This is a genomic window from Collinsella sp. Sow4_D11, assembly GCF_052116465.1.
Lineage (GTDB): Bacteria > Actinomycetota > Coriobacteriia > Coriobacteriales > Coriobacteriaceae > Collinsella.
Map to the genome: position 1 here is coordinate 1 of NZ_JBQKLA010000027.1, position 15,978 is coordinate 15,978.

The following is a 15,978-nucleotide window of genomic DNA, read 5'->3' on the forward strand; positions in this document are numbered from 1 at the left end:
TGTCCGAGCGGCTGGGACAGCTGTCCGCCGCCGCCTGGTTCATCGACCAGGTCGGGATGCTCCGCCGCCCTGACTGGGGCCGGATGCCCCGCGTCCCGCACCGCATCCGTGACCATATTGACCCGAGCCTGTGGCTCGACCCTGATCCGGTGGACGACACGGAGCCGTCCCCTGTACGAGAGGACTAGATGATGACTGACCAGACGACGGCACCGGTGCCGGTGCCCCCGATCCCGGCTGAGGCGCGTCCGGCTATCGCTGCCCGGCGTGGCTGGCAAACCCTCTGGCAGGGTCTCGGGGTCGCTGTCCTCCTCGGTGTGCTGATGGCTGCCCCTGCTGTGCTGGGGGCCGAGTCGTGGTCGCAGGTGTGGCAGACTGCGCCTCAGTGGTCGTGGACGTTGGCGCAGGCTGCTGGGACGGCGCTGGTGGCGTGGCTGCTGCGCCGGTTCGGGGACGACTCTCATGTGGAGCTGCGTCCCCGCCACGCCGCCGACGAGGACTGATCTGCGGTGGCTGAGTGTCGAGGGCTGGATATCGGCCCCACGGTCGCGCCGTTGACGGTGCGTTTGGTGGAGGGTGACCCGGCGTCGATCGTCGCGCCCGGCGTCCCGTCCGGCGCGGTGCTGCGTTTCGAGGCCGGTCTCGACGTGTCCCCGTCGCCTCACGCCGAGGGGGTGTCGTGGGTGCTGTCCGCTGAGCAGGTCGCTCAGGTGGTGTCTGCTGGGTGGCATGTGCGTGGCGTGGCGGTCGTCCATGGGGGCGGAACCCTGATGGCTGGGCAGGTGCGTGTCATCTCCCGCTGGACTGCTGACTGTCCGCAGCAGGGGCAGGTGGTGCGGTATGTGCCGGGCGTGCCGGGTGCTACTGGACCCGCGCCGAAGCTCACTGCTGGGGGTGTCTCGACGGTCCCGTATGGCGAGCCCGCCACGGTCTCTGTGGTGGAGGCTGGCGCTGGTGTGTATCGGCTCGATCTGGGTGTGCCTGAGGGGCGGCGGGGTGAGCGCGGCGATGACGGGCTTTCCCCGGCCGTGGCCGTCGGTGCTGATGCCCGCCTCGTCATCGACGGCACCCCCACCGGCCCTGCCCTGACCGGACCCGCGCCGACTGTCACGGCTGGCACCACGTCCACACTGGCCCCCGGCCAGTCGGCGACGGTGCAGGTGCGTCAGACGGGGCCGGGTAGTTACGCGCTCGATGTTGGTGTCCCGAGAGGTGTGGCGGGTGATGGTGCGCCGGTGCCGTCCGGGCCGTGGCCTGTCACCGCGACACAGGTGGCGGCAGGCCAGCCCCCGACCGCTGCCCTGACTGGGCAGTGGCCCGACATGGCGCTACAGCTCGGGCTCCCGGCCGGTCCACCCGGGAGCCCCGGCCCGCCGGGTGCGGTGCCGACCGCCTCCGACTATCTCGTGGTCGGCCCCGGCAGGCCCGATATCCCGTCCACCACGTCCCTGACGGCGTCCCAGCTCGCAGCACTGCCGGTGGGGTGTGAGTACCGCTCCACAGACGGCGCGAGTGTGGGGGCGTGGCGGTGGCAGCGAGTACTGACGGACACCCTATGCTCCCGCGACGGGTGGCTCTGCACCGTCGGAGACACCGGTTTCCGGGACGTGGCACCACTGAGCCCCTACTACGACCGGATGAAGACGGGTGGCTCCTGGGATCGTGTGCTCATCCTGAGGCGCGTCGGCAGCTCGATCACGCTGGACTACGGTTTCCGCACCTCAACCTCGGAGTACGAGCCGATCATATGGACCTTCACCCCCGGGTGGAGAGTTTTCGCTCGCGGCGAGCCGTACTCCTACGCGAGCAGCGGCCAAAGCTTCACCCCCCTGCGCCTCAGTGGAGACGAGTTGAGGGTAGCCCCTGGGGCCACACGCGACGGTGGGGCGTACATGGGCGTTTTTAGCGGGCAGTCGCGCGACCCGTGGCCTGTCGCCCTCCCCGGCACCCCACACAACACCTGACAAGGAGATCACTATGGCAATCACCATCCACGCATCCGCTGAGGAGGTCCGGCTCGCCGAGGAAGACGCTGGCCTCGCTGACCGCATCCGACGCGCCACCCGCCTCGCAGGCATAGCCGAGGGGGAGGCGACCATCCACATGTCCCGCATCATCGGAGCCCGCATCACCGTCGGCGGCGAGCAAACCTCCCTCGCCACCCTTTACGCCTACCACTGGGGCGCGGCGTGCAAAGCGTTCTCGGGTCGCGTCCCGTCACGGAAGGCGGTCTGGGACGAGCTCGCCGCATGCGGTACTCACCCGGCACGGGTCACGGACGCGGCGATCATGCTGGCGGTGCAGGCCGTCCTCACCACCTAGACCTAACCCTGGCGCAAGCAACTGGCCCCCGCCCCCGTGGCGGGGGCCAGCTTTTTGCTGCCTCAGGCGCTAGTAGCGCGTCGTGCTCATCATCGTAGCCACTCCACCTCGAGATCGGGATCAGTCAGCATCGCCCGCCCGGCAGCGGCAGCCCACCACCCCCGAGGCCTGTCACCCACCGGGTGGCGCGACAAATCAATCGGCACCTCAGCGTCCAGCATCCGCCGCACCTGCTCATCATGGCGGGGCCAGCTCAGCCCAGATCAGAGCCTCGGCCCGCTCACTGATCCGGTCCCGCTCAGACTCCCACGACCGCAGGCCGCCGCCGTCATCGGCTGAGGGTCCGGTACACGGTGCGTCGAGTGAGACCCGATTGGCGAGCCAGTTCCATCACTGACACCCCCCGCTGATGGGCCGCGACGATGGCGCCCTGTAGCTCGGCCATCGCCTCACGCTCCGCGATCCGCGCAGCCAGCAGCGTGGCCGCGAGGTCGGCGAGGGTGGCGTCGCCCAGGACGAGCTTCGCGGCGCCCATGAACTCCGGGGAACCCGTGCCGGGCTCCCCATCGTCGGGGATCGTCTCGCACAGTGCCGCGTCGGCGGCCAGCAGCTCGGCGCGTTGGGTCGGGGTGGCGGTCGTGTCGGACAGCCATGCGTCGAGGTCGTGCTCGGTCATCGGTGCGCGTGCGGTGGTCATGCGGTCACCCACTCGGCGCGCTGGTAGTCGTAGCGGTAGGTGACGCCTGCGGCGACGAACGTGTCGTTGCGGTAGTTGGGGTCGGCCTCGCTGGTGGCGTCCTCGTCGTAGCCGTCGAGTCCGTAGATGACGTCCCGGAACAGGTTGTCGCCGTCGTAGCCGTTGAGTTGCTCAAGGATGCTGGGGCGGCGGTGGCGCTCGACAGCGGCCCAAAACTCGGCGTCGTCGGCGGTCTGCGTCCACCGGTACTCGGTGCCCTCGCCGATGGTGTCGAGCACCTCGGCGGCGATCGCGTCGATGTCGTACTCGTCGCGGCTGGCGTCACCGGACTCGATGGGCTCGATGATCTGGCGGAGGATGGCCTCGTCGCGGGTGGTGTAGCTGGTCATGGTCTGTCTCCTGTCGTGTGGTCGGTGGTGGCTCAGTAGCCGTAGGGGTCGTCGTCGATGATGTCCGTGCAGTCGCAGCTATCGATGTGGCACTCCGTGACGGACTCGCCGCCGACCGCGCTGGCGAAAGCCTCGCCCTCGGGGGTACGGTGCGCGGGGAGGCTGTGGTAGACGATGCCGAGTTGCGCATTGGCGGCCTCCCAGAGCTGGCGGGCGAGGCCCTCGCCGCGGCGATCCTCGCGGGTCTCGATCTGCATGACCTCGGCGTCGCTGATGCTGACGTACAGCTCGGAGGCGATGCCCTGCTCGTCGGAGATCTCCCAGATGTGGTTGGCTGTGTCGGTCTCGCTGTAGTAGCTGCCGGTGCGGTAGGTGATCGTGGCGTTCATAGCGGGTTCCTTTCCCTATCTGATGTATCCCAGTATACACATGTGGGTACCGGTATGCAAGAGGGGATCGAGAAAACACCGGGGAGATTTCTTGGCCGTGCATCTAGCGTGCATTAGTGATGCGGTCCCATGCGGTCTCATGAGCACTCCTGCGGACCAATGCAGACAACGAGAAGCCCCTGACTAGGTATGTCTCCTAGTCAGGGGCTTCGACTTATTGTGCGCGAGAGAGGAGTCGAACCTCTCCGCACTGAGCGCAAATATCCGATCCTCTCGCCCCGCGTGCATCTAACGTGCACTAGTGTGGTCAGCATGGCACGCACTCGCCGAGCATTCGGCACCCTCCGCAGACTCCCCTCAGACCGCTACCAGGCCAGCTATATCGGCCCCGACGGGCAGCGTCACCGAGCACCCTCCACCTACCTCCTGCGCTCCGACGCCGAGGCATGGCTCCGCGATGAGGAGATCGCCATCGACCGGGGCACATGGATCGCTCCCAGCGTCCGCGCCCCCGAGGTCGCCGCCGTCAACCTCGCCGCCTACTGCGCCGACATCATCGCCCGACGTCAGCGCCGTGCCCGCAAGCCGCTGCGCGACTCCACCGCCGCCCTGTACCGCCGCCTCGTGCAGCAGGTCATCGCCCCCACCCTCGGACGCATCGCCGTGAGTCAGATCAGCCCCGAGGCCGTCCGTGCATGGTACGACGCACTACCCGCCGCCACCGCCACCCAGAACGGCAACGCCTACCAGCTCCTGCGCTCCATCCTCTCCGATGCAGTGGAGGATGGCCTGATCCCGACCAATCCGTGCCGCATCCGCGGGGCGGGGAAGCCTGCGCCGGCGCACCGCTCAGTCGCGCTCAGCCCCACCGAGCTGCGCACCTACCTCGCCGCCGTCCCCGACCGGTGGCGCGTCATCCTCGCGATCACCGCATGGGGGGCGCTGCGATCCGGTGAGGTGCGGGCACTGCGGCGCTGCGACATCTCCGACGACGCCACCGCCATCCGCGTCGAGCGCACCGCCGCCCGCATCTCCGACCCGGACGGCGGGCGGCGGTGGCACATCGGGCCGCCCAAAACCACTGCCGGTATCCGCACAGCCCACCTGCCGCCGTCCATCGCTGAGGGGATCGCTCAGTGGCTCGCTGACTGGGATGCCCATCACCCGGACGCCACCGGCGACGAGCTGCTGTTCCCAGCCCGTGGCGGTGGGCCACTGAGCGATGGGTCCATCTACCGCGCCCATCAGCGGGGTGCACGGGCCGTGGGTCGGCCCGGCATGTCCGTCCACGACCTCCGCAAGACGGGGGCGACGCTGGCCGCTCAGTCCGGCGCGACCGTCCGCGAACTCATGGCGCGGCTCGGGCACACCACGCCGGGGATGGCGATGCTGTACCAGGTCGCCACCGACGAGCGCGACAGGGCGATCGCGCAGCGCATGGGGGAGCTGGGTTAGCGTGTCACGTCAGCGATGCGTACCTGCTGGGTGGCAGGTATCCCGCGACGCTCCCAGTTGCCGATGCTGCGCTCGGTGACGCCGAGCTTGTCTGCGAGTTGCCCCTGCGACCAGCCCCGCCTCAGTCGCGCCTCTCGGAGCTGCTGGCCGGTGATCATGTCCACCACGGTGACAGGAAAAATCGGGAAAGATTCGGGGTCATGAGGAAAGAGTAGCCGCTCAGCAGGGAAACACATCGTTGTAATTACGCAGCGCGCACCCTAGTCACTGCCAGTTTCTTGGTAGTTTAGTTTCCTTACTTGACTTCTTTCCTGTTCTTTCCTACTCTCTTCTTATGGAAGCAACCAGACTCGTGAACGGGGCAGCGGTCGCCGCTCTCCGCAACGCGGTAGGGATGAAGCAGGTCCGCCTCGCCAAGGACGTCGGAGTGTCAGGCGCATTCCTGTCCAACATCGAAGCCGGACGCAAGCAGCCCGGCCCCCAGACCGCACGCGCACTCGCAGACGCCCTCGGCGTCCCGCTCGAGGCCATCACCTACCCAGCGATTCGCCGGACGGTGGCAGCATGAGCGCCACGCTCGTCCCCTTCGCCTACGGCGATGCCACTGTCCGCGTCGTCACCATCGACGGCGAGCCGTGGTTCGTCCTTACCGACCTGTGCAAAGTCCTCAGACTCGGCAACGTCAGCATGACCGCCAGCCGCATCGCCGACGATATGAGGGGTGTCACTCAGATTGACACCCTTGGCGGCGCGCAGCAGATGACCATCGTCAGCGAGCCCGGCATGTACGAGGTGGTCATCCGCTCAGACAAGCCGGAGGCCGCGACCTTCCGCCGCTGGATCACCAGCGAGGTCCTGCCCTCCATCCGCAGGACGGGCGGCTACCGGGTCGAGTCGATCACCAAGCGCGAACTGGCGCTGATGGTCGTGGAGGCTGAGGACGCCCGCGAACTGGCCGAGCAGCGCGCCCGTGAACTCGAACCCGGAGCACGCGCATGGTCCACCATGGTCGCCTGCTCCGGCGACTACGCCGTGGACGAGGCCGCAAAGGTGCTCTCACGCGACCCCGCGATCAGTACCGGACGCAACCGCCTGTTCGAGACGATGCGCGAGCAGGGCTGGATCTACCGCTCAGGGCATCGCCAGCAGTGGCACGCCTACCAGTCGCAGATCGAGTGTGGACGGCTGGCGCAGAAAATGGCGTCCGGCCCGTTCCTCAACCACCGTACCGGCGAGTTGGAGCTGCCCGCCCCGACGATCCGCATCACCGCCAAGGGCTTGTCGGCTCTGCACCGCATCTTGGGTGGCACCGCTGACCTCGACTCGCTCCTGGATAGCGAGGTGGCGGCATGAACGTGCAGCGGGTTGCCCAACTCACTCAAGCCGTGACGGTGCTCACGATCTGTGCCCGCCTGCTGCGCACCGTCAGTGAGCTCGACTTCCTGTCTCAGCACTCGGCTGACTCGATAGAGGGGCTGGCTGATCTGGCCCAAAGGTACGCCGACGAAGCCGACGCTGAACTCTCTGCCGAGGTGATGTCGTGAGCGGCGACTGGATGACCCGCGCCGAGGTGGCCGACCTGCTGCGCGTCAGCCTCACCACCGTCGACCGGCTCGCCGCCGACGGGAAGCTTCGCCGACACAAGCCGTCCAGCAAGCGAAACGGGCGCGTCTTGTTCTCCGCCGCGCAGGTCAACCGGCTCATCACCAGCTCCAAGACGCGCTGACCCCACCAAACAGATCGGCCCTCACCGCTGACACGGCGAGGGCCACGTACCCCAGGAAGGGGCACATCTCATGACTGATCCTATTACTGTCACCACTCAGGCCGAGCTGGACGCCGCTATCGCCGCAGGAGCGCGGGTCATCGACATCCGCTCCGAGCCCGGCTCATACATCACGGTCAGGGCCTGCGACTCAACCACGGTCACGGCCTGCGGCTCAACCACGGTCAGGGCCTACGGCTCAACCACGGTCATGGCCTGCGACTCGGCCACGGTCATGGCCTGCGACTCAACCACGGTCACGGCCTACGACTCGGCCACGGTCATGGCCTGCGACTCAACCACGGTCACGGCCTACGACTCGGCCACGGTCACGGCCTGCGACTCGGCCACGGTCACGGCCTACGACTCGGCCACGGTCGCGGCCTACGGCTCGGCCACGGTCAGGGCCCACGACTCGGCCACGGTCACGGCGAGACCTCGGGTCGCTGTCCACTGCCACTCTAGGCGCGCCTCCATCGTAGGAGGCGTCATCATTGACCACACGCAAGAGCCGACAGACCCGGACGCATGGTGCGCCTACCACGGAATCGAGGTCGCTGACGGTGTGGCGACCGTGTACAAGGCCGTCGGGGACAACTGGATCAGCCCGCACGGCACCAGCTACGCGCCCGGCACGCTCCCGGAGGCCGCCGACTGGCGCGACGACAACGACTGCGGCGGGGGGCTGCACTTCTCGCCCTCCCCGGCGGAGGCGACCGCATATCACCGAGAGGCGACGCGCTGGCTCGCGGTCGGGGTGTCTGTCGCTGACCTGCGCCCGATCCTGGGCGACACCCCGAAGTGCAAGGCACCCCGCGTGGCGACACCCTGCCGACCCGTCACGATCGACGGCGACCCGATCGAGGTGCAGTCATGAGCCATAAACTGCTGGCGCAACTCGCCGAGGTCGACGCCTCGACCACAGCGATGGTAGAGGCCAAGGCGCGCCTCGAGTCCGCCATCGATGGCCTGGAGCTGGCCAAGGTCTGGCCCTACGGCGACATCTACATCGATGGCCTGGAGCTGGCCAAGGTCTGGCCCTACGGCGACGGTTATAGCTACGGCACTGGCGACGGCACTGGCTACGGCTATGGCGACGGCACTGGCGACGGCAACGGCGGTGGCGACGGCGACGGCAGTGATGACGATGACTGACCGCAACCACACCGCCGAGGTGCTCATACTCGCCCTGATCATCATCACCTCTTGCCTGCTCGTCTTCGCAGCAGGCATCTACGGAACCCCAGATTGGAGCTGGCAGCTATGACTGACTACCTGACCGACGAGATGGTCGAGTCCGCCGCCGGTTGGATCGCTCGCCGCCGCGCCCTGCTGGACGCCGCACCCCCCGCACCTTGGCGCTACAGGGAGGGAGCAGAAGGTGACCCCACCAATGGCCCCACCTACACCGCCATTGAAGCCGAGCACCCCGAGGCTGGCTGGTCGCCTATCGCGACTGGCGATTACGACGCGTGGAGCGGTTGCGGCCTGATTGCCGTCGAGGATGCAAGCACCGCCCTACCGAAGGCGCTCGACGCGCTGGAAGCGGTACTGCGGGAGCATCCCCGCGTCGGCATCTTCGAGCCATGCATCCCGGGTGAATGCGATGACCACGAGGTCAACCACGACCACATGGAGACCGACGGGGGCGAGTGGGTGCATGTCGATGAGCGCGTGGGATGGGCTTGCACGATCTGCCGCTACGACGATGGCGAGCCCTTCGATTGGCCATGCACCACGGTCCGTGTAATCACGGATGCGCTGGGGGTCGCGACGCTCACCGAGCCGATGCGTGCCGCCGGGATCGACTTCGCCGCGCTCGGCGGTGCGTCATGACCCGCCGCATCGTGCTCGACATCATCGTGCCCGTCATCGCGGTCCTGCTGTCCATCGGCGTGGTCTGCGTCGGGCTGTGGCTCGGGACGGAGGTCCGGTCATGAGCGCCTGTATTGAGCCGGACGCCTGCCCCCACGACGGCGAGATCGACGTGGAGACCTACGGCTGCAATGCGTGGCGGGTCTGCGGCGACTGCGGCGAGATCCTCGACTCCGCTGCATGGTGGGAGGCGGGACTGTGACCCTACTCTGCACCTACCCGCCGAACACGCCCGAGTGGCATGAGGCGCGGCGCTGGCGGATCGGCGGCTCCGAGATCGCCGCCGCCTGCGGACTGTCCCCATGGACCCACCGCGACCAGCTCATCGCCGACAAGATCGCCGGCACTGTCCACCCCCAGACCCCGGCGATGTGGCGCGGCACCATGCTCGAGGCTGCTGTCCTCGGCATGGTCGCTGAGCGGCGATCCCTCACCACCTCATGGCCCACGCCTCTCATCTACGACGACGCGATGGCGGGCACCCATGTGCATCCCCGCCACGACTGGGCGCTGTACAACCCAGATGCGGTCACCACAGACGGGGTGCTGGTCGAGGCGAAAACCGCCGACCGGCGTGCCGTCCTGACCGGTGACGACTGGGACGACCCCCACCGCCCCGCGCACGCATGGGGACGGGCCGGTACCGATCGGGTGCCGATGCACTACCTGTACCAGGTGCAGTGGGGCCTCGGCATCCTCGGACTCGACCGCGCCATCCTCGCCATCCTCGCCGCCGGTGAACGCGGCTTCGATTTCGCCACCTACCCGATCCGATTCAACCCAGCCCTGTTCACCGCACTGATGCGGGCCGGGCAGCGCTTCATCACCGACCTCCACGCCGCACGAGACGCGGCCACCACAGACAGGACAGCAGCATGACCGGCACCGAACTGGCAACCATGCCCCAAAAACTCGAGTACGCCCGCACCCTCGCAGACGGGAACCTGCTCCCCAGGCAGTACTACAAGCAACCCGCGAACGTGCTCATCGCGATCGAGTACGGGGACGCGCTCGGCATCCCGCCTATGCAGGCCATCAACTCGATCCACGTGATCGAGGGTAAGCCGACCGCGTCGGCCGACCTGCTCGCCTCACTGGTGCGCCGGGCCGGGCACAAGCTGCGCATCCGCGAGGAGGCCACCGAGCATGGCCCGGTCGTGACCGCCACCCTGATCCGCGCCGACGACCCCGACTTCGAGTTCACGTCCTGCTGGGACAGGACGAAGGCGAAGGCGGCTGGACTGTCCGGCAAGGGCAACTGGTCCAAGTATGAGGGGCAGATGATGCGCGCCCGCGCCATCACCGAGGTGTGCCGCATGGGCGCATCCGACGCCCTGTACGGCGTCATCTACACCCCCGAGGAACTGGGGGCCGGCACGCCACCGGAGCGGGTCACGGTCACCCAGCAGCAGCCGACGCCTGACCCGGCCCCGACCAACGTCGATGCTGCGATGGAGGCGTTGCGCGGCATGGCTGAGCCGATGCTGAGCACCGAGCAGACCACCACCATCGGCGGACTCGTCAAACAGGCCGGGCTCACCAAGAGGCAGGCGCTGGACTTCGCCGTCGAGGCTGTCGGACATCCGCTCACGTCCGCGACCGACCTGACGGAGACCGAGGCTGCTGCCGTGATCGCTGCCCTTACCGAACTGGTCGCCGCCGAGGCTGCTGTGGCGGAGTCGCTGGCCGATCCCGACACGGGCGAGGTGTACGAGGCGGAGCTGGTGCCCGACGCCGAGCAGGAGGCCACGGCATGACCGTCGTCATCCCTACTACGAACCCCGGTGGCTACACCGGCTGGGGCATCGCCACCGAGCGCGGGGGCGTCGAAATCTGGCAGCGAGACGCCACGAACCGCGCACACTACCGCGAGATCGTCATCCATTTCCGCCGCGACCACGACCAGCGCGTAACCCACGAGCAGGGCACGACGTGCGAGCTGTTCGACTGCGGCTCCCACGGCCAGCACGGCGACCGCCGGCATCGGTTCTTTGACTACGACGGCGACAAGCGCCGCATCGAGAGCGACCTGCGCGAGATCGTCGCCGCCTGGTTCTCCGACCACAAGCCGCACATCTGGCGCGACACGCCGGACCACTGGGTGTGGCGCTGCGACTGCGGCCACATCGGACGCTGGCGACCCACCCACGCCGCCGCGCTCCGTGAGGTCAGCGACCACCTCGCGCACATGGCCTACCTCGCCACCGATGAGGGAATGCGCGCCACCTACGCCAACCGGGTCGAGAGCGCGGTGGCCGTATGAGCACCACCCGAGTCGCTGCCGGGGCGGGTGACGACCGCCGAGCCCCCGCCCCGGCAGCCTGCTCCGCCCTCCACATCCTCACCGGCGCGATGGGACTAGACGACCACCGCCAACCCATCACCCCACGACACCTGTACCGACACGGCCGCTGCACCCACTGCGGCCAGAGAGAGGACCAATCATGAGCACCAACACCATCACCATCTGCGGCAACCTGACGGACGCGCCCGAGGTCCGCTTCACTCAGGCCGGGGCCGCCGTCGCCACCATGACGGTCGCCCACAATCACCGCCACTACAACAAGAAGACCGGCGACTGGATCGACGGCGACACCACATTCCTGCGCTGCACCGTCTGGCGCGACATGGCCGAGCACGCCGCCGACACCCTCCGCAAGGGCATGCGGGTCATCGTGACCGGTGAGCTCCAGTCGCGCACCTACGAGGACAAGGAGGGTCAGCGCCGCACCACCTTCGAGCTGTCCGTGGACGACATCGGACCCTCGCTGCGCACCCAGACCGCCATCGTCAACCGCAGCCAACGCGGGCAGGCGACGCAGGTACCGCAGCCCCAGGATGACCCGTGGGCGAGCCAGACCGGAGAGGCACCATTCTGATGCTCACCGCCGTTGACTTTTTCTGCGCCGACGAGCAGACCGAGATTCTGACCGTTCACGGTTGGCGACTGCATGACGAGGTTGAGGTCGGTGACTTGGTCGCCAGTCTGAATGTCGAAACCGGCATCGCTGGGTTTGCCCCCGTCGAGCAGGTTCACCGATTCGACGCGACCGACGAGCGCATGCTCAGAATCCACGGGAAAGGCATCTCGGCGCTCGTTACGGCCGACCACCGGTGGCCCACCTGGGAGCGTAATAGGCGCGGCGGCAGCGCCACGATGCGGTGGCGCACAACCAGGGACCTCACGTCGGAGTCCATGGTCAAGCGCTCAGCCCCGTTCAACCTGCCGAAAGCCTCCGGTGTCCGCAACGAACTGGTGGAGTTGGTCGGATGGGCATGGACCGAGGGTAACTTCCGCGCCCATGGACGGCTACACATCTATCAGTCGCGTAGCCACAACCCGGACAACTGCCGGCGGATCACTGCGGCACTCACCGCCCTATATGGGCCCCCAGGACGCCGCACCGATGGCCGCGCCTACTGGACGGTGAGCGACTGGGGAGACCAGCGCTGCTGGAGGCTGAACCGCGCTGCCGCCGCGCCAGTTGCGGGTGCACTCGTCAACAAGGCCCCTGCTCACGAGTGGATGCTATGCCTCACACAGGCGCAACTCGACCTTCTTATCGAGGTCTCGATGCTGGCGGACGGGACTCGTCGCGTTCGTGACCTGACCCATGAGGCGACTCTGACCCAAGGTGACCCGGATCGGTGCGATGCGTTCCAGTTCGCCGCCATCCTGGCCGGGCACTCCACGTCAGTGCGCACGTGGCACCAGCGGTATCGCGGGACCGAAGTGCCAATGTGGACGGTAGCCCTCATGGGCCGCGACACCGCGAAACCCCTGCGCCAGAACCGGGTGGAGTGGGTCGACCACACGGGCGTCGTTTGGTGCCCCACAGTCGAGCACGGGACGTGGCTGTGTCGTCGCGACGGAAGGGTTCACTGGACCGGCAACTGCGGGATGGGTGGCAGCTCCACCGGCCTCCGCAGCGCCGGATACGACATTAAGGTCGCCGCCAACCACTGGCAGCGAGCGATCGAAACCCACTCCGCCAACCACCCCGACACTGAGCACTTGTGCGCCGACATCTCCGCGATCGACCTGCGCTACCTGCCACGCACCGACGTTCTGTGGGCAAGCCCCATCTGCACCGAGGTATCACCGGCCGGTGGACACCGCAAACGGACGCGACAACTCGACCTGTTCGAGGAACACGGCCACGTCCCCACCGAGGCGTTCGAGCGGACCCGCGTCACATTCTGGGAGGTGATCCGCGCCGCCGAACTCTTCCGCTACCCGCTCGTCATGATCGAGAATGTCGTGGAGGCAGCCCAGTGGGAGTTGTTCGATACATGGCTGGCGGGCATGACCACCCTCGGCTACACCGCCCAGTTCGTCTCCGTCTCCGCAGCTCACATCGGCTCCGACACCAACCCGCACGCGCCGCAGTGGCGAGACCGTATGTACATCGTCTTCAACCGCAAGGGCGTGCCCGCCCCCGACGTGCGGCCGCGACCGCTGGCCTGGTGCGAGAAGTGCGGCACGGACGTGGCAGCCATGCAGTGGTGGAAGCGGCCCGGACGCCACATCGGCAAGTACGACCGCCAGTACATCTACGTCTGCCCCGAGGGCGATCACGGCAGGGTCGAGCCCTACGTCAGGCCCGCCGCATCCGCGATCGACTGGACCGACGTCGGCACGAGGATCGGCGACCGCACCCGACCGCTGGCAGCGTCCACGATGCGCCGAGTCGAGACCGGCCTGGAGATGCTGCTACGCGGCGACTTCGACCGCGACTTTGTGATGAGCGTCAACAACGGCGGGAGCTGTGGACGGCACTTCGGCCCAGCATCCCGACCACTCCCAACCCAGCTCGGCGTCGTGTCCTACCTCATGGGCGGCGCAGGTGACCAGAAGGGCACCAGCGTGCATGCACCGATGCGCACCCAGCGGGCCAGCGGCGCCGACTTCCTCGTCACGCTCCGCAGGCACGCCAAACCATCCAGCACGAGCGACCCACTGGCAACCTTCACAGGCGCTGGCTTCCACCACGGACTCGTTATCCCCTTCCGGCGCGGCTCTCGACCCTACCCCGCCGTCGCCGACCCGCTATCCACGATGGCGACACGAGACCAGCACGGCGTCCTGACGCCGGCGATCAACGTCGAGGACTGCTACTTCCGCATGCTGAAGCCACGGGAGGCAGCCAACGCCCAAGCCTTCCCGAGGCACTACATCATCCACGGCAATCAGGGTGAACAGCAGATGCAGGCCGGGAACGCCGTGGCCGTCAACGTGGCCCACTGGCTGGGTCTCTGTGGCGCACAAGCGCTGGGGGCAGCGGCATGACCACCGCCACCTACGAGTTCGAGCTGCCCCGCGCACTCATCGTGACCGCCAATGACCGCAAACACTGGGCGCGGCAGGCCAGCCTCGTGCGCAACCTCCGCCAGATGGCGGCTGTCACGCAGGGCCACGACCCGCACCAGATGCAGCGCGCCCACCTGACCGTGCACGTCGCCTACCCCGACCGCAGGCGGCGAGACGCCCACAACCTCAACCCGACCATCAAGGCGCTCGTGGATGGTCTCGTGAGCGGCTGCGGCTGGCGTCCGCACGGCTGGGTGCCGCTCCTGCCCGACGACGACGACACCCACCTCATCGGCCCCGACTGGCGACCGCAGGCCGAGCGGTGCAAACCGGGGCACGTCCGGCTGACGCTCATCTTCCAGGAGGTGGACGGATGAAACCCCCCATGCCCCGGGTCGCTGACGGCCCCGACTTTGTCGTGCGCAGAGACGACAACATCGACAGAGAGGACGAGACGCCATGCCAGTGACGAAGCGCACCCGATTCGAGGTACTGCGACGCGATGGCTACCAGTGCCGATACTGCCACCGTAAGGACAATGAACTAACCGTCGATCACGTCACCCCTACCAGCCTCGGGGGCGCAGACACCCCAGAGAACCTGGTCGCCTGCTGCATGGACTGCAACGCCGGGAAGGCCTCCAGTCACCCGGACACACCCCTCGTCGCCGACGTGAGTGAGGACGCGAAACGGTGGGCTGAGGCCCGCAAGATCGCAGCCCAGCGCGTCTCTGAACGGCGCGACAGATGGTCCAAACAGTGCCAGAAGTTTCGCAAAACGTGGCGAGTTTGGGACGAAGATTGCACGTTTCTGCCCGCCGATTGGAAGCAAAGTGTGGTGCGTTGGCTCGATAACGGAGTGCCTTACGACCGTATAGCTGAGGCGCACAGCATCGCAATCGAAGCCTACGGCGTCCCAAGTCGCACAGTCTTCCGCTACATGGCGGGCGTCATCAAGAACATCGTGAAGGAAATCGAGGCCGAAACTGCCGCGATCCTGAGAGCGGGCGACGATGGCTAGAGAGTTCGCACGCTACCTCGTCTCGACCCACCGCGACCCAGATTGGGCCACGCTGACCACCACCCAACACGACTGTTACATGGCGCTCCTGTCCAGCCCAGACCTGTCATGGGCCGGGGTTGTCCCCTACTTCCCAGCCAGGTATGCAGGCAACGCCGCCGACCTGACACCCCGCAAGGTTGCCAAAGCGTGGGACTCGCTCGCAGACGCAAACCTGCTAGTCATCGACCATTCAACCGGTGAAATCCTCGTGCGCTCATTCCTGAGGCACGACAAGGTGTTGACGAAACCCAACGTGACGAAAGCATTCTGCCGCGCCCTCGACCGCATCGCCTCGACCGCTATCCGCGACCAGATCACCGCCGAGGTGGCACGCATCTGGAGCGAGGAGGGTGACGCGCTCGCCTCCAGTTGGGACGTCATCGCTGACCTGTTGCCACACATGTCCGAGCAGATCGGGATCACGCCATGACCACAAAACCATTCCCGAAACCATTCCCCGAACCGTTCAGGAAACCATTCCCGAAACCGTTCAGCGAATCATTGCCGAAACCCTTCGGCAAACCCATCCCCAACTACCTTCAAACCTACAAACCTTCAAACCGCCCGCGCAGCGCGAGTAACGCTGAACCCTTGCGTCTATCTGTGGTTGAGAATTGTGGTTCAGCAAGCAAAAAAAGTCCGGTAGGTAGGGGCTCGCGATCTTTGCTTGCCGACCTCGCTACGCGACAAAACCGGGACGCAGCATGAGAGCC

The 15,978-nt window shown here is 67.2% G+C and carries 25 protein-coding genes; 21 read left to right on the forward strand and 4 right to left on the reverse strand.

Going from position 1 to position 15,978, the window contains the following annotated elements; genetic code table 11:
* From ACTQ40_RS09095 to ACTQ40_RS09105, 3 genes are all read left to right on the forward strand, one after another.
* Positions 1–188, forward strand: a 188-nt coding sequence (locus tag ACTQ40_RS09095) for a hypothetical protein (protein WP_441042220.1), incomplete at its 5' end; no start/stop codon positions are given.
* A gap of 135 nt (positions 189–323) precedes the next feature.
* Entirely contained in the window at positions 324–503 is a 180-nt protein-coding gene (locus ACTQ40_RS09100) for a hypothetical protein (protein WP_441085560.1), read from the forward strand.
* A 1,474-nt stretch (positions 504–1,977) separates the two neighbouring features.
* On the forward strand, positions 1,978–2,322 hold the full coding sequence (locus ACTQ40_RS09105; protein WP_441042222.1) for a hypothetical protein: 345 nt from the start codon (positions 1,978–1,980) through the stop codon (positions 2,320–2,322).
* Between the two features lie 328 nt (positions 2,323–2,650).
* On the opposite strand, the gene ACTQ40_RS09110 is transcribed toward ACTQ40_RS09105, so the two are convergent.
* The 3 genes from ACTQ40_RS09110 to ACTQ40_RS09120 are packed head-to-tail and all read right to left on the reverse strand — an operon-like array spanning position 2,651 to position 3,797.
* A complete protein-coding gene (locus ACTQ40_RS09110; protein ID WP_441042224.1) occupies positions 2,651–3,019 on the reverse strand; it encodes a helix-turn-helix domain-containing protein in 369 nt (122 codons plus the stop codon).
* A complete protein-coding gene (locus tag ACTQ40_RS09115) occupies positions 3,016–3,408 on the reverse strand; it encodes a hypothetical protein (RefSeq protein WP_441042226.1) in 393 nt (130 codons plus the stop codon). Before ACTQ40_RS09115 ends, ACTQ40_RS09110 begins: the two co-directional genes overlap by 4 nt.
* Positions 3,409–3,440: 32 nt before the next feature.
* Positions 3,441–3,797, reverse strand: coding sequence for a hypothetical protein (locus ACTQ40_RS09120; RefSeq protein WP_432232227.1), 357 nt, complete (start codon positions 3,795–3,797; stop codon positions 3,441–3,443).
* 312 nt (positions 3,798–4,109) lie between these two features.
* Between ACTQ40_RS09120 and ACTQ40_RS09125 the strand changes: the two genes are divergently transcribed.
* Positions 4,110–5,252 (forward strand): tyrosine-type recombinase/integrase, encoded by a 1,143-nt coding sequence (locus tag ACTQ40_RS09125; protein WP_441227445.1) that lies wholly within the window; start codon positions 4,110–4,112, stop codon positions 5,250–5,252.
* On the opposite strand, the gene ACTQ40_RS09130 is transcribed toward ACTQ40_RS09125, so the two are convergent.
* Entirely contained in the window at positions 5,249–5,410 is a 162-nt protein-coding gene (locus ACTQ40_RS09130) for a helix-turn-helix transcriptional regulator (protein WP_366150871.1), read from the reverse strand. The genes ACTQ40_RS09125 and ACTQ40_RS09130 overlap by 4 nt on opposite strands.
* 176 nt (positions 5,411–5,586) lie before the next feature.
* Here ACTQ40_RS09130 and ACTQ40_RS09135 point away from each other — a divergent pair, with 176 nt between their 5' ends.
* The 17 genes from ACTQ40_RS09135 to ACTQ40_RS09215 all read left to right on the forward strand — a co-directional run bounded on the left by ACTQ40_RS09135 (position 5,587) and on the right by ACTQ40_RS09215 (position 15,695).
* Entirely contained in the window at positions 5,587–5,820 is a 234-nt protein-coding gene (locus ACTQ40_RS09135) for a helix-turn-helix transcriptional regulator (protein WP_366150681.1), read from the forward strand.
* Complete coding sequence (locus ACTQ40_RS09140; protein WP_441042232.1) at positions 5,817–6,605, forward strand: phage antirepressor KilAC domain-containing protein; 789 nt, start codon at positions 5,817–5,819, stop codon at positions 6,603–6,605. Before ACTQ40_RS09135 ends, ACTQ40_RS09140 begins: the two co-directional genes overlap by 4 nt.
* Positions 6,602–6,796, forward strand: coding sequence for a hypothetical protein (locus ACTQ40_RS09145; RefSeq protein WP_441046701.1), 195 nt, complete (start codon positions 6,602–6,604; stop codon positions 6,794–6,796). Before ACTQ40_RS09140 ends, ACTQ40_RS09145 begins: the two co-directional genes overlap by 4 nt.
* On the forward strand, positions 6,793–6,978 hold the full coding sequence (locus ACTQ40_RS09150; RefSeq protein WP_441042236.1) for a helix-turn-helix domain-containing protein: 186 nt from the start codon (positions 6,793–6,795) through the stop codon (positions 6,976–6,978). The genes ACTQ40_RS09145 and ACTQ40_RS09150 overlap by 4 nt, the downstream gene beginning before the upstream one ends.
* Positions 6,979–7,048: 70 nt before the next feature.
* Positions 7,049–7,894 carry a DUF7666 domain-containing protein gene (locus ACTQ40_RS09155; RefSeq protein ID WP_441042238.1) on the forward strand — a complete coding sequence of 282 codons (846 nt, stop codon included), beginning with the start codon at positions 7,049–7,051 and terminating at the stop codon, positions 7,892–7,894.
* The gene (locus ACTQ40_RS09160) at positions 7,891–8,172 is read left to right on the forward strand and encodes a hypothetical protein (RefSeq protein ID WP_441085734.1); all 282 of its coding nucleotides are present in this window, start codon (positions 7,891–7,893) and stop codon (positions 8,170–8,172) included. The genes ACTQ40_RS09155 and ACTQ40_RS09160 overlap by 4 nt, the downstream gene beginning before the upstream one ends.
* Positions 8,159–8,284: a hypothetical protein gene (locus tag ACTQ40_RS09165; RefSeq protein WP_441085735.1), complete on the forward strand. Its 126-nt coding sequence runs from the start codon at positions 8,159–8,161 to the stop codon at positions 8,282–8,284. Before ACTQ40_RS09160 ends, ACTQ40_RS09165 begins: the two co-directional genes overlap by 14 nt.
* Entirely contained in the window at positions 8,266–8,853 is a 588-nt protein-coding gene (locus ACTQ40_RS09170) for a hypothetical protein (protein WP_441547515.1), read from the forward strand. The genes ACTQ40_RS09165 and ACTQ40_RS09170 overlap by 19 nt, the downstream gene beginning before the upstream one ends.
* A gap of 100 nt (positions 8,854–8,953) precedes the next feature.
* Complete coding sequence (locus ACTQ40_RS09175; RefSeq protein WP_343118921.1) at positions 8,954–9,094, forward strand: hypothetical protein; 141 nt, start codon at positions 8,954–8,956, stop codon at positions 9,092–9,094.
* Positions 9,091–9,771, forward strand: coding sequence for a YqaJ viral recombinase family protein (locus ACTQ40_RS09180; RefSeq protein WP_441042246.1), 681 nt, complete (start codon positions 9,091–9,093; stop codon positions 9,769–9,771). Before ACTQ40_RS09175 ends, ACTQ40_RS09180 begins: the two co-directional genes overlap by 4 nt.
* A complete protein-coding gene (locus ACTQ40_RS09185) occupies positions 9,768–10,649 on the forward strand; it encodes a hypothetical protein (RefSeq protein ID WP_441042249.1) in 882 nt (293 codons plus the stop codon). The genes ACTQ40_RS09180 and ACTQ40_RS09185 overlap by 4 nt, the downstream gene beginning before the upstream one ends.
* Entirely contained in the window at positions 10,646–11,155 is a 510-nt protein-coding gene (locus ACTQ40_RS09190; protein ID WP_441042251.1) for a hypothetical protein, read from the forward strand. Before ACTQ40_RS09185 ends, ACTQ40_RS09190 begins: the two co-directional genes overlap by 4 nt.
* Before the next feature lie 181 nt (positions 11,156–11,336).
* Positions 11,337–11,771, forward strand: coding sequence for a single-stranded DNA-binding protein (ssb, locus tag ACTQ40_RS09195; RefSeq protein WP_441042297.1), 435 nt, complete (start codon positions 11,337–11,339; stop codon positions 11,769–11,771).
* The gene (locus ACTQ40_RS09200) at positions 11,771–14,182 is read left to right on the forward strand and encodes a DNA cytosine methyltransferase (protein ID WP_441085552.1); all 2,412 of its coding nucleotides are present in this window, start codon (positions 11,771–11,773) and stop codon (positions 14,180–14,182) included. The genes ssb and ACTQ40_RS09200 overlap by 1 nt, the downstream gene beginning before the upstream one ends.
* Complete coding sequence (locus ACTQ40_RS09205) at positions 14,179–14,580, forward strand: hypothetical protein (protein ID WP_315888634.1); 402 nt, start codon at positions 14,179–14,181, stop codon at positions 14,578–14,580. The genes ACTQ40_RS09200 and ACTQ40_RS09205 overlap by 4 nt, the downstream gene beginning before the upstream one ends.
* 82 nt (positions 14,581–14,662) lie before the next feature.
* Positions 14,663–15,223 (forward strand): HNH endonuclease, encoded by a 561-nt coding sequence (locus ACTQ40_RS09210; RefSeq protein WP_343091532.1) that lies wholly within the window; start codon positions 14,663–14,665, stop codon positions 15,221–15,223.
* Positions 15,216–15,695 carry a hypothetical protein gene (locus ACTQ40_RS09215; RefSeq protein ID WP_441042290.1) on the forward strand — a complete coding sequence of 160 codons (480 nt, stop codon included), beginning with the start codon at positions 15,216–15,218 and terminating at the stop codon, positions 15,693–15,695. The genes ACTQ40_RS09210 and ACTQ40_RS09215 overlap by 8 nt, the downstream gene beginning before the upstream one ends.
* Positions 15,696–15,978 lie beyond the last annotated feature (283 nt).

Bases quoted from the DNA above. Each gene is read 5' to 3' on its own strand.
- ACTQ40_RS09125 (WP_441227445.1), top strand. From the start codon at position 4,110: ATGGCACGCACTCGCCGAGCATTCGGCACCCTCCGCAGACTCCCCTCA.
- ACTQ40_RS09100 (WP_441085560.1), top strand. From the start codon at position 324: ATGGCTGCCCCTGCTGTGCTGGGGGCCGAGTCGTGGTCGCAGGTGTGG.
- ACTQ40_RS09160 (WP_441085734.1), top strand. From the start codon at position 7,891: ATGAGCCATAAACTGCTGGCGCAACTCGCCGAGGTCGACGCCTCGACC.
- ACTQ40_RS09145 (WP_441046701.1), top strand. From the start codon at position 6,602: ATGAACGTGCAGCGGGTTGCCCAACTCACTCAAGCCGTGACGGTGCTC.
- ACTQ40_RS09165 (WP_441085735.1), top strand. From the start codon at position 8,159: ATGACGATGACTGACCGCAACCACACCGCCGAGGTGCTCATACTCGCC.
- ACTQ40_RS09205 (WP_315888634.1), top strand. From the start codon at position 14,179: ATGACCACCGCCACCTACGAGTTCGAGCTGCCCCGCGCACTCATCGTG.
- ACTQ40_RS09190 (WP_441042251.1), top strand. From the start codon at position 10,646: ATGACCGTCGTCATCCCTACTACGAACCCCGGTGGCTACACCGGCTGG.
- ACTQ40_RS09210 (WP_343091532.1), top strand. From the start codon at position 14,663: ATGCCAGTGACGAAGCGCACCCGATTCGAGGTACTGCGACGCGATGGC.
- ACTQ40_RS09215 (WP_441042290.1), top strand. From the start codon at position 15,216: ATGGCTAGAGAGTTCGCACGCTACCTCGTCTCGACCCACCGCGACCCA.
- ACTQ40_RS09135 (WP_366150681.1), top strand. From the start codon at position 5,587: ATGGAAGCAACCAGACTCGTGAACGGGGCAGCGGTCGCCGCTCTCCGC.
- ACTQ40_RS09175 (WP_343118921.1), top strand. From the start codon at position 8,954: ATGAGCGCCTGTATTGAGCCGGACGCCTGCCCCCACGACGGCGAGATC.
- ACTQ40_RS09140 (WP_441042232.1), top strand. From the start codon at position 5,817: ATGAGCGCCACGCTCGTCCCCTTCGCCTACGGCGATGCCACTGTCCGC.
- ACTQ40_RS09115 (WP_441042226.1), bottom strand. From the start codon at position 3,408: ATGACCAGCTACACCACCCGCGACGAGGCCATCCTCCGCCAGATCATC.
- ACTQ40_RS09200 (WP_441085552.1), top strand. From the start codon at position 11,771: ATGCTCACCGCCGTTGACTTTTTCTGCGCCGACGAGCAGACCGAGATT.
- ACTQ40_RS09110 (WP_441042224.1), bottom strand. From the start codon at position 3,019: ATGACCACCGCACGCGCACCGATGACCGAGCACGACCTCGACGCATGG.
- ACTQ40_RS09185 (WP_441042249.1), top strand. From the start codon at position 9,768: ATGACCGGCACCGAACTGGCAACCATGCCCCAAAAACTCGAGTACGCC.
- ACTQ40_RS09120 (WP_432232227.1), bottom strand. From the start codon at position 3,797: ATGAACGCCACGATCACCTACCGCACCGGCAGCTACTACAGCGAGACC.
- ssb (WP_441042297.1), top strand. From the start codon at position 11,337: ATGAGCACCAACACCATCACCATCTGCGGCAACCTGACGGACGCGCCC.
- ACTQ40_RS09155 (WP_441042238.1), top strand. From the start codon at position 7,049: ATGACTGATCCTATTACTGTCACCACTCAGGCCGAGCTGGACGCCGCT.
- ACTQ40_RS09105 (WP_441042222.1), top strand. From the start codon at position 1,978: ATGGCAATCACCATCCACGCATCCGCTGAGGAGGTCCGGCTCGCCGAG.
- ACTQ40_RS09130 (WP_366150871.1), bottom strand. From the start codon at position 5,410: ATGATCACCGGCCAGCAGCTCCGAGAGGCGCGACTGAGGCGGGGCTGG.